Origin of the sequence: Paenibacillus sp. NRS-1781, assembly GCF_050467745.1 — a bacterium.
In the GTDB taxonomy this organism is placed as follows: domain Bacteria; phylum Bacillota; class Bacilli; order Paenibacillales; family Paenibacillaceae; genus Paenibacillus; species Paenibacillus terrae_A.
In genome coordinates, this window is the sequence record NZ_JBITPI010000012.1 from 14,719 (window position 1) to 26,598 (window position 11,880).

At 48.3% G+C, this 11,880-nt stretch carries 14 protein-coding genes and 1 pseudogene; 5 read left to right on the forward strand and 10 right to left on the reverse strand.

The window, feature by feature from the left end; genetic code table 11:
- Positions 1-78: 78 nt before the first annotated feature.
- From queG to ACIFO6_RS03635, 4 genes are all read right to left on the reverse strand, one after another.
- Positions 79-1,791 (reverse strand): tRNA epoxyqueuosine(34) reductase QueG, encoded by a 1,713-nt coding sequence (gene queG / locus ACIFO6_RS03620; RefSeq protein WP_430038276.1) that lies wholly within the window; start codon positions 1,789-1,791, stop codon positions 79-81.
- Positions 1,792-1,846: 55 nt separating this feature from the next.
- On the reverse strand, positions 1,847-2,284 hold the full coding sequence (gene rnhA, locus ACIFO6_RS03625) for a ribonuclease HI (protein WP_430038471.1): 438 nt from the start codon (positions 2,282-2,284) through the stop codon (positions 1,847-1,849).
- An 89-nt stretch (positions 2,285-2,373) separates the two neighbouring features.
- Positions 2,374-2,958, reverse strand: a complete 585-nt coding sequence (gene lepB, locus ACIFO6_RS03630; protein ID WP_430038278.1) for a signal peptidase I — start codon at positions 2,956-2,958, stop codon at positions 2,374-2,376.
- Between the two features lie 130 nt (positions 2,959-3,088).
- Entirely contained in the window at positions 3,089-3,514 is a 426-nt protein-coding gene (locus ACIFO6_RS03635) for a GNAT family N-acetyltransferase (RefSeq protein ID WP_014279774.1), read from the reverse strand.
- Between the two features lie 526 nt (positions 3,515-4,040).
- Between ACIFO6_RS03635 and ACIFO6_RS03640 the strand changes: the two genes are divergently transcribed.
- The gene (locus tag ACIFO6_RS03640; protein WP_137061541.1) at positions 4,041-4,655 is read left to right on the forward strand and encodes a superoxide dismutase; all 615 of its coding nucleotides are present in this window, start codon (positions 4,041-4,043) and stop codon (positions 4,653-4,655) included.
- A gap of 80 nt (positions 4,656-4,735) precedes the next feature.
- Here ACIFO6_RS03640 and ACIFO6_RS03645 read toward each other — a convergent pair whose 3' ends face one another.
- Positions 4,736-5,614: a helix-turn-helix transcriptional regulator gene (locus tag ACIFO6_RS03645; RefSeq protein WP_430038281.1), complete on the reverse strand. Its 879-nt coding sequence runs from the start codon at positions 5,612-5,614 to the stop codon at positions 4,736-4,738.
- A 162-nt stretch (positions 5,615-5,776) separates the two neighbouring features.
- Between ACIFO6_RS03645 and ACIFO6_RS03650 the strand changes: the two genes are divergently transcribed.
- Complete coding sequence (locus ACIFO6_RS03650) at positions 5,777-6,010, forward strand: iron-containing alcohol dehydrogenase (RefSeq protein WP_430038283.1); 234 nt, start codon at positions 5,777-5,779, stop codon at positions 6,008-6,010.
- Positions 5,962-6,231, forward strand: coding sequence for an iron-containing alcohol dehydrogenase (locus tag ACIFO6_RS03655; RefSeq protein ID WP_430038473.1), 270 nt, complete (start codon positions 5,962-5,964; stop codon positions 6,229-6,231). The genes ACIFO6_RS03650 and ACIFO6_RS03655 overlap by 49 nt, the downstream gene beginning before the upstream one ends.
- Positions 6,232-6,412: 181 nt before the next feature.
- On the opposite strand, the gene ACIFO6_RS03660 is transcribed toward ACIFO6_RS03655, so the two are convergent.
- Positions 6,413-7,162: an SDR family oxidoreductase gene (locus tag ACIFO6_RS03660; RefSeq protein WP_430038285.1), complete on the reverse strand. Its 750-nt coding sequence runs from the start codon at positions 7,160-7,162 to the stop codon at positions 6,413-6,415.
- Between the two features lie 241 nt (positions 7,163-7,403).
- On the opposite strand from ACIFO6_RS03660, the gene ACIFO6_RS03665 reads away from it, so the two are divergent.
- The gene (locus tag ACIFO6_RS03665) at positions 7,404-7,976 is read left to right on the forward strand and encodes a TetR/AcrR family transcriptional regulator (protein WP_430038286.1); all 573 of its coding nucleotides are present in this window, start codon (positions 7,404-7,406) and stop codon (positions 7,974-7,976) included.
- A 59-nt stretch (positions 7,977-8,035) separates the two neighbouring features.
- On the opposite strand, the gene ACIFO6_RS03670 is transcribed toward ACIFO6_RS03665, so the two are convergent.
- Entirely contained in the window at positions 8,036-8,500 is a 465-nt protein-coding gene (locus ACIFO6_RS03670) for an IS5 family transposase (RefSeq protein ID WP_430038288.1), read from the reverse strand.
- A gap of 22 nt (positions 8,501-8,522) precedes the next feature.
- Positions 8,523-9,286, reverse strand: a protein-coding gene (locus ACIFO6_RS03675; RefSeq protein ID WP_430038289.1) for an IS5 family transposase whose coding sequence is annotated in 2 segments (ribosomal slippage) — positions 8,523-8,942 and positions 8,945-9,286 — 762 coding nt in all. Because the reading frame shifts where the segments join, the coding sequence is not laid out codon by codon here.
- A 49-nt stretch (positions 9,287-9,335) separates the two neighbouring features.
- Here ACIFO6_RS03675 and ACIFO6_RS03680 point away from each other — a divergent pair.
- Positions 9,336-10,061, forward strand: a pseudogene (locus tag ACIFO6_RS03680) (L-threonine dehydrogenase); the annotation flags it as partial.
- A 135-nt stretch (positions 10,062-10,196) separates the two neighbouring features.
- On the opposite strand, the gene mutY reads toward ACIFO6_RS03680, so the two are convergent.
- Both mutY and acpS read right to left on the reverse strand, forming a co-directional pair.
- The gene (gene mutY, locus ACIFO6_RS03685) at positions 10,197-11,438 is read right to left on the reverse strand and encodes an A/G-specific adenine glycosylase (protein ID WP_430038291.1); all 1,242 of its coding nucleotides are present in this window, start codon (positions 11,436-11,438) and stop codon (positions 10,197-10,199) included.
- Between the two features lie 4 nt (positions 11,439-11,442).
- Positions 11,443-11,847 (reverse strand): holo-ACP synthase, encoded by a 405-nt coding sequence (gene acpS, locus ACIFO6_RS03690; RefSeq protein WP_430038292.1) that lies wholly within the window; start codon positions 11,845-11,847, stop codon positions 11,443-11,445.
- Positions 11,848-11,880: the final 33 nt, after the last annotated feature.

Sequence of the window (11,880 nt, forward strand, 5' to 3'; positions counted from 1 at the left end):
AACCTCTTGAATTATACACGAACCTATCATAGCAAAACATGGGACAGCTAGCAAATCACAATTTGCAAACACTTGTCCTCATTCCTTCTCCAAATCCAGCAGCTTCATCTTGATCGGCAGGCCTCCAGCATATCCAACCAAGCTCCCGTCCGCACCCGATACCCGGTGACATGGAATCAGAATGGGCAACGGGTTTTTGTTGTTCGCTCCTCCAACCGCACGTACCGCCTTGGCTCTGCCAATTGACTCCGCGATATCCTTGTAGGACACGCTTTGACCATACGGAATATTTTGCAGCGCACGCCATACCTGCTCCTGAAAAGGGGTGCCCCTCAAATCATAGGCCACAGTGAAATCCCGTCGTTTCCCGGCAAAATACTCACGCAGTTGAACCGCAGCCTCGCGCAGCTTTTCCGGCTCCTGCACATAGACATATTCCCCAATCCATGTACGGGCCCATTGCTGAAGCAGCGCCTCCTTCGCATGAAAAACGTCAAAATCAATCCGGCATAGCCCCCGGTCCGTTGCACACAGCGTTAAAATGCCTATAGGTGTCTCCATTTCATCATAATAGATCGTAGTCGGCCCTTCTGAGACCTTTTGCTGTTCAGCCTGTTCTCGTTCCTCAAGTTTGGAATGCGCCTGCGCGACCATTTCGCGTACTTGCTCATGTTGTTCCTTCTCAGATGCTTGCTTGATCGCTGTCATTGCGTTTTTCCCTCCTATTCGGCCCAAAGCCCAAGCCGCCGTGCCCCGAAGTTCAGGACGCGGATCATCCAGCAAAACCTCCGTCAGCTTGGACACGGCACTAATATCCTTGAAATTGCCGAGCGCAATAACCGCATTGCGCTGAATCGGCTTCTTTCCCCGCCAGGCTGCCGCACTTTGACCAAATCTCTCTTTGAATTCACGATTGCTCAAATCCAGTAACGGCAGCAGCAGTGGCTTCACAATTTCGGGATCAGGTGTAAGCTCAGGATGATGATCCCAGTTGAGGCCCCGATTTTTCGGGCATACGATTTGGCAGGTATCACATCCGTACAACCGATTCCCGATTTTCAGCATAAATTCCTCATCCAGAAATCCTTTCGTTTGCGTCAAAAAGGACACACACCGCTGGGCATTGAGCTGTCCCGGCCCAACAAGCGCGCCCGTAGGGCACGCATCCAAGCATTTTGTACACTCCCCACACCCGTCCGTAACCGGCTCATCCGGCTGAAAAGGGATATTCGTCAGCAGCTCACCGAGATAAATCCATGATCCCAGTGTTGGTGAAATCATCATCGTATTTTTTCCGCTAAACCCAATACCCGCCCGTTCCGCAACAGCCCGATCTGATAGCTCCCCGGTATCCACCATGTTTTTCATAATCGCGTCGGGAACCCGTTCACCTATAAAAGCCTCCAGCTTTTCCATGGCCTCGCGCAGCACTAAGTGGTAGTCCTTACCCCAGGCGGAACGCGCCAAAATACCACGGTACTTGCCTTTGTCTGACTTCGGCGGGTCCTTCATTTTGGAAGGATAAGCCACCGCAATGGCAATCAGGGATGCAGGCTGCGAACCGTAAAGCTCCGGGTAGATCCGTTTATCAATGTCCGGCTCCTCAAAACCGGATTCATAGCCTTTGGCGCGATGCTCTTCCAATATTGCTTTTAGAGACAGAAAGGGATCGGCGGATGCGAACCCGATAGAGTCGATGCCCAGTCCTGGAGCGGCTTGGATAATCTCCTGCTTGAGCGAGGCCCAAGTCAAAGCGGTTCCGGCAGCCGTTGGTGTCTGTCCGCGTTGCATCCGATACTCACCTCTCTTTCATATCTTAAATTTCAACAGAATAGTTCAGCAGATGCTACCGTAAATTTTTAACAGCACTGGTCGCCAGAAAATCACAATGATTATTCAGCTCGTTGTCACTGTGACCCTTGACCTTCACATACTCTACCTCATGCTTACTCATCAGTTCCCACAGTTCTTCCCATAACTCCTTGTTTTCAACTGGCTGATTTTTACTGTTGCGCCAGCCGTTACGAAGCCAATTCTTAATCCAGCCCTGTTTGAAGCAGTTTACGACATAGGCGGAGTCACTGTGTACCTTTACATGGCAAGGCTCCTTGAGCAGCTTAAGCGCTTCAATGACAGCCTTGATCTCCATGCGATTGTTTGTCGTCATTTTTTCTGCCCCGGACAACTCCCTGCGATGCTCTCCATATAGCAAAACGACGCCCCACCCCCCAGGTCCGGGATTGCCGGAACAAGCGCCGTCGGTATATACCATCACTTCTTTCATAATCCTCTTCCTTTCCTGATCGGTAACTGCCTGCTCCGTCATGGTCCTGACGATTTGCACACGTTCCGCATTGATAAACTATGGTTACTTTACAGCCATTTCCACTCGGATAACGGCCAAAATACAAACTCCGCACGCCCCAGCAAATCCTGAGGTTTAATGCTGCCAAAATATCGGCTGTCCTTGCTGCCCGTGGCGTGTCGATTATCGCCCATGACAAAAAAGTGCCCCGGCTCTACTGTAAAAGGACCGTAATCACCGTCCTCAATCTCCGAGTCGGTGTAAGGCTCGTTTTGCAGCTCGCCGTTCACATATAGATGATTATGCTCAACCCAGATTACATCCCCTGGAGTACCTATGACTCTTTTCACTAAAAATCTCGGGCTGGACGACTTGGAGTCGGGATCTTGTAATATCACGATATCCCCTCTGCCCGGATCATGAAAATTGTAAATCAGCTTGTTAACGAACAAATGCTGGCTTTCCATAAGTGTCGGCTGCATGGAATGCCCCCTGACCGTAGACAAATTAAACACGAACAGGTTCAGCAGCAGCAAGACGGTCATCGCAATCAGAAGAGTCACCAACCAATCGCGTATATATCCCCCACGACCTACAGGTTTGGACGTTTCCGGCGAGGGAAGCGGACCTGACGAAGGAGCCAAAGCGTCCATAAAAAACCTCCTCAACCCTGTTATAAATAGAAAAGCATATCCCGTACCCGATTGCAACGGTTACTCAGATATGCTCTAGATGGAAGTATTAGCTTTGAAAATATTCGATTCTCTTTATAACCATTGCCGATTAATGAGGAGCCAAAATGCTGAGCTTCTGAAAAGTCTGTAAAATCTGGCTTGCCCCGTAGCCCATCGCTTCATATAAAGGCATGGCCGCGCTGTTATGCTTGTCTCCGGCTACCCAGATGCGGCTAACCTTACGTTGCTGAAAACGCTGCTCCATGGACTCTACAAGCGATTTGCCAATTCCCATCCGACGATGGTCCGGGTGAATAGCAATACGATAATAACAACCATGATTCTGATCAATCGTGCCGATTAGAGCGCCAACCAGCTCTTCATCCTCTTCCGCAACGACGATCAAGCCAGAATCCCACGAAAGCTGACGGGCAAAAGCACCCACCGTCTCTTTGTAGCACTCCTCAGACAAGGCAATCTGCATGAGTTCCATTACTGGATTCACATCACTCAATTGAAAGGAACGAACGTGCATAAGTAATATCTCCCTTTTCGTAAGCTTAATAAAACAAATTGAGACAGCACCATCATTTTTTACATAAATCCTTAAAGTTCTTAGCACGGTGTTAATCACAAGGCATTATGATAAAAATGCAAACGATCTGCTATATATGAATTGAAGAACAGGAAAAGGGTGAATTCCCTCAAATTCGTCATATCCGCAGACATGACAAGATATAGCAGTCGACAAAAAAGCCGAAATTTCTGCTTCCTTGAACATTAAACCACACTTTTAGATGGAATACATCCCTTTTTCTCATGTAAGCGCTGTATATGAAACGTTTACATTTTTGAGCTACATAATTTTCCTCTTATTACCTATATACATGTATTCCAAGCGGGTTTTTGGACATGATAGCTACCAGGTCGTATTACCCAGTTTGCTATTTTACAAACAAAAATGTTGATAAAATAGCCTGAATGCGGTTTAATATAACTGTAGAGGGTATTATTACATAGGGACACCTTACCCAAACCATATAATCAGGAGGGATTTTACAATGGCATTTCAATTACCAGAACTTCCTTACGCGAAAGACGCACTGGAGCCGCACATTGATGCGCTGACAGTAGAAATTCACCATGATCGTCACCATAACACATATGTAACAAACCTGAACGCAGCTCTGGAAAGCGCTCCTGAACTGCAAAGCAAAAGCCTGGAGGATCTGATCTCCAATCTGGACAGCGTTCCTGAAAGCATCCGCCCTGCGGTTCGCAATAACGGTGGCGGACACCACAACCACAGCCTGTTCTGGGAAGTTATTGGCCCTAACGGCGGCGGACAACCAACTGGCGCTATTGCAGAAGCAATCAGCAACGAGCTGGGCGGCTATGACAAATTCAAAGAAGATTTCACGAAAGCAGCTACAACACGCTTTGGTAGCGGTTGGGCTTGGCTGGTTGTCGGCAAAGACGGCAAACTGGCAATCACCAGCACTCCTAACCAAGACAGCCCGCTCTCCGAAGGTCTGACTCCGGTACTTGGACTGGATGTTTGGGAGCATGCTTACTACCTGAAATATCAAAACAAACGCCCGGATTACATTGCAGCATTCTACAATGTAATTAACTGGGATGAAGTGAACAAACGTTACGCAGCAGCGAAAAAATAAGCTGGTAACACTATATCTGTAAGATAGCCAAGCGGCGATTCCCCAGTTACTGTGGAATCGCCGCTTGGCTTTTTTTCACATTACGTAACTACAACTTGGCGCTGCACACTCATCTGATATTGCTTGGGTGTAACCCCGTACTTTTTCTTAAAAAGACCGATAAAATAGGAAACGCTCTCATAATTCAAATCAAAAGCGACCTCTGTCACGTTCCGATGCTGGAGCCATTGCTTGGCAAGCTGCATTTTTTGATTCGTTATATAGTCAAGCGGGGTTAGTCCTGTTATTTTTTTAAACTGATTCGTGAAATTCGCATGTGACATATTATAGTTATCCGCCAAATCCTTCACATGCCTGATCCCAGGCAGCTGCTCCTGAATATCCCGTATTGCCCGAAACACAGGATGCCGATGGTTCGTAAGCAGATTCTGCTCAAGCACCTGCATCTGTAGCAGATGATAGGCCATTTCCTGGGCGCCCAGATCAATCAGGAAATTTTTTCTTTCGGCGGGATGTGCCATATATTGCTTGATCCGCTCCATAGATGCGGTAAGTGAATTCGCCTTTTCGTTCAGCTCACAGCGAACCACCGCATGAGTCGGGGAACTCTCCGGGACCTGAAATTCCTCCTCTACCACGTTCCTTAACCGTTCCATCAACTGATCGCTTAATTCAAAGACCAGTGCCTTGGTGTGTTCTTTGATCCTCATTTCAACGCTGGACTGGGGAGGAAGCAGGATAATTTCCTGAGAATCGTATTCAAAATGCTCCGTTTCATTAATTTTGACTTCTTTTCTCCCCTCCAAAATCGTACACAGCTTCGGGTATTCGTATGAAGCATATTTCTCGTAATAATTTTCTGGAAGCTCATAATACAAAATTCGGATCAGCTCGGTTTCATATCCATATTTCAGCTCACTATAACGATTAAAGTCGCCTAAAGTTTTGGAATGCTCCATCGTTTCACCCTTTAAAAAATCACGATATTTTATAATAAAATGCGTTAGTTCCCGCCAATATAGGGCAGTATGATAAGAATATAAGGATGGTTGAAAGATCCTTTAATTCCATCATTATACCTTAATTTACCTCAAAATAATAACAAAGGTGGATGCATATTTATGACGGGAACCTCCAAATTCATGATGCCGGGTATGAGTCTTATGGGCTCGGGTGCACTGGCGGATGCAGGTACAGAAATCGGAAAATTGGGCTTTAAACATGTATTGATCGTAACCGATAAGCCTTTAGTTGATATTGGGATTGTGAAAAAAGTAACGAGCATGTTGGACAGTCTAAACGTAAAATCCGTTGTGTACAGCGCACGCAGCCGAATCCCACGGTTTCCAATGTAAACGAGGGCTTGGAGCTACTGAACCAATCCGGGTGCGACTTTATTATTTCGCTCGGAGGCGGGTCACCGCATGACTGTGCCAAGGGCATCGCGCTTTTGGCCTCCAACGGCGGACAGATCGGCGACTACGAAGGCGTGGATAAATCCGCGAAGCCCTCCTTCCCTCTGATTGCCATTAACACCACGGCAGGCACAGCTAGGGCGTGTCTTCAAACTGATTAAATGGGAACACATGGGGGACCGTCAACATTTTAACGAAAATATTCGCTAAGCTCTTGAGCGTGACCGCTTGGCGCTTTTTCTTACTCCACGAGCAAGTTACAATAAAATGAACATGAATTAGACAGACCTAAGTGTCTAATTCATGTTCGCCTAAATTTCGGAAAATTGAATTACAGGTGGATCAATGAATCTTTGGAGGTTCAGAATTCATCATATCGTTAAGCTGGGTCACAAAAACACCTTCGTTCGGCCCAGGGTTATTTCGAAACATTTTCGCTTCTTCCACCAGAACTTCGTCTGTATCCGTGCCAAGTACCTTTATCGTTGCATCAATGAATGACGCAAGTGGCATCGCACGCGGTTCATCGTTGTTGCTTTGAACCCATGGTGGCACAATTTCTATTACTTTTACCGAAGTGTCTTTAAGCATGTACCTTTGGGACAGCGTATAGGTATGAAGTGCTGCCTTCGTCGCGGAGTATACAGCAGTTGTCGCTAACGGTACAAATCCAAGTATCGAAGTCGTGTTGATGACAACCGCTTCTTCTTTGGACTTCAAATGCTCGATTAATGCAGAAGTCAACCGAATTGGACCTAGCAAGTTTGTGGTGACAGTCGAAACCAAAACATCCTCATCGATCACGCTCGCCGCGTCATCGGACTGTATGATGCCAGCGTTGTTAATCAAGACATTTAAATCCGGGTATTCTTCGATTAACTGTTTGGCGGCCGCCTCTATGCTGGCAGGATCTTGTACATTCAATTCCACTGCGGACATGCCGGGATTCGCTTTGATCGTCTCCTCCAGACGCTCTTTACGTCGACCAGAGATAATAACTTTGTTTCCAAGATTGTGGAGAGCTTCTGCTAACGCACGTCCAATTCCCGAACCGCCGCCTGTAATAAAAATCGTGTTTCCTGTAAGTTTCAATTTTTAAACCCTCCTGATTTAATGTAAATTAAATTATTTCAAATATTGTAAAAAATAGATTTTATGATTATACCTCCTCTATAATTGAACATATGTTGAATTATCAACATAAATTTTATATAGTGAATGTATCAGAGCAATAAATGGTGTTCAATGGTTAAAACAAGCTCGGTTGTTGATTTTTCAACAGAGGGCTTCGAAGTGATCATTTTTTTTTGGATGGTATAAAGGGGGGAAGGATATGGACAGGCGTATTCAAAAATCGAGGCAAGCAATTATTGATGCTTTTATGAGGCTGATGTCAGAAAAGGAATTCGAGAGCATAACGATCAATCAAATTGCGGAGAAAGCGAATGTCAATCGCGGAACGGTGTATTTGCATTTCGCTGACAAGTACGATCTGCGCGATCAATGCATGGAAGCTCAAATTAACGAGTTACTACGCAATTGTATGTCTGAAGATGACTTGTTTCATCTCCCTTCCAAAACCGCACTACTGCGCACGTTTGAATATTTGGAGCAACATGCTTCTTTCTATTCCATAATGCTGACGAGCAAGGGAAGTAGGGTTTTTCGGAACCAAATGGAGACAATGTTACGGCAAAGTCTGAGCGAGCATCTGGATTCGATCAACCTTGATCAGGAAATGAACAGGGACATTACGGTGCAATTTTTAATTTCAGCGGCAGTGGGAGTATTGGAATGGTGGATTACCCGTTCGATGCCATATCCGGCATCAGTCATGGTTGAACAATTTTGGAATTTGCTGAACCGTGGTGTCGAGGGACACGAACATGCGTCTAATCCCGATTAGATATTGCCTAAACTTAATGGTATGAGAACGTGCCTAAAAATAAAGCTTATTGTATTTGGTCATGTAACATTCGCTAATACGGAGGCTAGAAGTTTGAACTTCTTCAACTGTTGGCTAGCGATTAAACGCCGATATTGATGGTTATTTTGCGCAGATATTGAAGATAAACTCGATGCTTTGCCCCCTTTTGCGCCCGATCCATGCTGATGAACGCGTACAATCGTGGCATCAATCATTACACTTTCCTCGTCAACATCCAGGGAAACAGACTTAAGCACCTCATCCCAAATCCCCGCTTTTTGCCAACGTCGAAAGCGGGTGAAGACGGATTTCCAATGTGGAAAGTGGTCAGGTAGATCACGCCATGGGGCGCCTGAACGGGCCACCCAAAGCATCGCATTTAACATGATTCGGTTGTCCAATGCGGGACGTCCTCCTTGGGGGGGGCGTTCAGGTGGAAACAGGTCGTCTCTTTTATTTCGTATCGTGTATTCATCTAATACAATCAACCCATGTATTACCATTTGCTAGGGCGTGTCTTCAAACTTAAGCAAGCCACACTAAAATGGATGCCAAGGTCAAAAACGCCCTGAACGTACACGCTAATTTATCATAGCGAGTCGCCAGACGACGGTAGTTTTTTACTTTATTAAAGAAACATTCTACTAAGTGACGTTCTTTGTAGATGTCCCGATCATATTTCGGGGGCACTCGGCGGTTTTTCTTTCCCGGAATCACGGGGATGGCCCGCTGTTCTTCCAAAAAAGCCCGGATTGCATTCGTATCGTAAGCTCGGTCGGCCAAGACTTGCTTCATGGTCAGTTTCATGGATTTAAGCATTTCGTATCCATGGACGGAATCATGCGCCTCGCCTCCGGTCAATTCAAAGCGAAGTGGGTTGCCTAACGCATCCACCACAGCATGAATTTTGGTGCTTAATCCGCCACGGGAACGTCCGATCGCTTGCTTGCTTTGCCCCCTTTTGCGCCTGATCCATGCTGGTGAACTCGCACAATCGTGGCATCAATCATTACGCTTTCCTCATCGGAATCCAGCGAAACGTGTTTTAACACTTCATCCCAAATCCCCGCTTTCTGCCAGCGTCGAAAGCGGGTGTAGACAGATTTCCAATTGGGAAAGAAATCGGGCAAATCACGCCAAGGGGCGCCTGAACGGGCCACCCATAGCATGGCATTCAACATGATTCGATTGTCCACTGCAGGACGTCCTCCTTGTGGTTTTCGTTTAGGTGGAAAAAGATCTTGAATCTGCCGCCATTGTTGATCTTGAATTTCATATCGTGTACTCATTTAATGGTTTTAACCAATATATTCCTACTTAAACACTTTGAAGACACGCCCTAGTGAAATGACTATGTTTTGTATTATTACGGATGAAGAGCGTCATATCAAAATGGCGATTGTTGACAAGCACACGACACCACTCATTGCCGTCAATGATCCTGATCTGATGATGGCTATGCCCAAGTCCTTAACTGCCGCAACAGGGATGGATGCGCTCACTCACTCTATTGAAGCTTATGTTTCCACCAATGCCACACCGATCACGGATGCCTGCGCGCTTAAAGCCATTGAGCTGATTCGGGATCATCTGGTCAAAGCCGTCGATGACGGAAACGATGTGGAAGCCCGTAGCCAAATGGCCTACGCCGAGTTCCTCGCAAAGATGGCGTTCAATAACGCCGGATTGGGCTTTGTTCACGCCATGGCGCATCAACTGGGTGGCTTTTATAATCTGCCGCACGGGGTCTGTAACGCCATTTTACTGCCGCATGTAGAGCGCTACAACGCCAAGGCTTCCGCCGAACGACTCACCGACATTGCCCGTACACTTGGCGAAAAAACGGACGGTGTTACACCAGAACAAGGTGCAAGCCTCGCCTTGCGCGCCATTGAAAGGCTGGCTAAACGGGTCAACATCCCTTCCGGGCTGGCAGAACTCGGCGTCAAGCGTGAAGACTTCGCTGTTCTCGCTGCCAACGCACTCAAGGATGCCTGCGGTGTAACCAATCCGATTCAGCCTACACAGCAGGAAGTGATCGACATTTTTGAACAGGCGATGTAGATAAATCCTTCGCTGCGCACTCGGCTACACCATGGATAGACACTGCCTATATGTATCGTTATTTAAATGAGATGTTGGACTGAACGAAAAAAGAACAAAAAAAGCTGTCAGGACTTCTCCCGACAGCTTGGGGACCTACACCAAGGTCCCTTTTTGCTTCGCAAAATATTCGGTGATCAGATCAAGGAACACCTTGGGAAACGCCAAGGTGGCCATATCCGCCTCGCTGATCCAGCGGTACCCCGCTGGCGGCGCATTGCGCGTGTGCTTCTCCTGCTCCACCAGCGCAATCAGCGCACCGGGCTTCGCACCGTCGGTGCTGTAGCCTACCCGCTGCTCGGCAGCCAGCGACTGTCCGCCCGCCTCTCCGACAGGGCTGGCGACCTCTTCACACTGGAACACACGCAGGTTCCAGTGAATGTGACTGAACGTGTGCTCCGCCTCACGTACGAACCGCACCGGACGGGCGAGCACGCCCTCCGCCAGCAAATGAGCCGCCAGGTGATCCATAGCTGGCTCATCCGGCACCGGGCCGTTGTAGCCCTCCGGCCCGACAAGCTCGTGCGGTAGCTCCCACATGCGGGCCAACAGGCCCTTGGCCGGGCGCTGACGCACGAGCAGGCGGCCTGCATTCGCGCCGCTGCCCTCGATGAGGGCGACAGAACGCGGCTCCAGTCGCGGCGGCTTCGCCTTCGTCTTGACCGGCAGCGTCTCCTCGCGGCCTGCCAATCGGCCTGAGCAATGCTCCATGACCGGGCAGGTCAGGCACTGGGGCGACTTCGGCGTGCAGACCAGCGCCCCCAGCTCCATCAGTGCCTGATTGAAGTCGGAGGCTCTCCCTTCGGGGATCAGCTCCCGCACCAGACTTTCCATATGCGCTCGCGTGCTGCCCTTCATAATATCCTCTTCAATGAGAAAATAACGCGACAGCACACGCATCACATTACCGTCCACAGCAGGCTCCGGCCGATTGAAGGCGATGCTCATAATCGCTCCCGTCGTATACGGACCTACGCCTTTCAGAGCGGCGACAGCTTGCGTATCATCCGGCACCTCTCCGCCGTGAAGCTCAACCACTTGTTTCGCCGCCGTTTGCAAATTCCGGGCTCGGGAATAATATCCCAGCCCTTCCCACAGCTTAAGCACATCCTCCTCAGGTGCCTCCGCCAGCGCCTCAATCGTCGGAAAGCGTGCAATAAAGCGGTTAAAATACGGAATCACCGTATCTACACGCGTCTGCTGAAGCATAATTTCCGAGATCCAGATATAAAAAGGATTCCTATGGCGGCGCCACGGCAAATCCCGCTTGCTTCGTGTATACCAATTCAGCAGCTCGAAGCTGAAATAACGTTTTTGTTCCAATGTATGGTTAGTCATCACATCACGTCTCCTTATATTCAACAATCACAAAAGCAGAGGCAATGTTGGGTTGATGTGTAATACTCAGGTGAATGCTGTAATCCGAGCCGCCCGCACCCGGCAGCCCCAGTCTGTCCCACGCAGGGGCAGACAAATAAACCGCTGGCTTGCCCCCAGGCTCCGGTAAAATATCCATATCGCCGAACCCGATGATCTGCCCGATTCCGCAGCCAAAGGCTTTCGTTATCGCTTCCTTCGCGGCAAAGCGCCCTGCTACAAACTCCGCCAGCCTGCCCCTTCGCTCCACCGCAAGGTCGCGTTCAGCCGGGGTCAGCACCCGATTTAAAAAAGCGTCTGCATGCTTGCCTGCCAATATGTCAGCCATCCGGCTTATTTCCAGCACATCATGTCCGATTCCGTAGATCATTTGGGTATTCCCCGTCCTTTTATACTTTACTGC

What these genes read in the sequence shown, in the direction of transcription:
- queG (WP_430038276.1), bottom strand. Translation starts at nt 1,791, where the DNA reads ATGCAACGCGGACAGACACCAACGGCTGCCGGAACCGCTTTGACTTGG.
- rnhA (WP_430038471.1), bottom strand. Translation starts at nt 2,284, where the DNA reads ATGAAAGAAGTGATGGTATATACCGACGGCGCTTGTTCCGGCAATCCC.
- lepB (WP_430038278.1), bottom strand. Translation starts at nt 2,958, where the DNA reads ATGGACGCTTTGGCTCCTTCGTCAGGTCCGCTTCCCTCGCCGGAAACG.
- ACIFO6_RS03635 (WP_014279774.1), bottom strand. Translation starts at nt 3,514, where the DNA reads ATGCACGTTCGTTCCTTTCAATTGAGTGATGTGAATCCAGTAATGGAA.
- ACIFO6_RS03640 (WP_137061541.1), top strand. Translation starts at nt 4,041, where the DNA reads ATGGCATTTCAATTACCAGAACTTCCTTACGCGAAAGACGCACTGGAG.
- ACIFO6_RS03645 (WP_430038281.1), bottom strand. Translation starts at nt 5,614, where the DNA reads ATGGAGCATTCCAAAACTTTAGGCGACTTTAATCGTTATAGTGAGCTG.
- ACIFO6_RS03650 (WP_430038283.1), top strand. Translation starts at nt 5,777, where the DNA reads ATGACGGGAACCTCCAAATTCATGATGCCGGGTATGAGTCTTATGGGC.
- ACIFO6_RS03665 (WP_430038286.1), top strand. Translation starts at nt 7,404, where the DNA reads ATGGACAGGCGTATTCAAAAATCGAGGCAAGCAATTATTGATGCTTTT.
- ACIFO6_RS03670 (WP_430038288.1), bottom strand. Translation starts at nt 8,500, where the DNA reads ATGGTAATACATGGGTTGATTGTATTAGATGAATACACGATACGAAAT.
- mutY (WP_430038291.1), bottom strand. Translation starts at nt 11,438, where the DNA reads ATGACTAACCATACATTGGAACAAAAACGTTATTTCAGCTTCGAGCTG.
- acpS (WP_430038292.1), bottom strand. Translation starts at nt 11,847, where the DNA reads ATGATCTACGGAATCGGACATGATGTGCTGGAAATAAGCCGGATGGCT.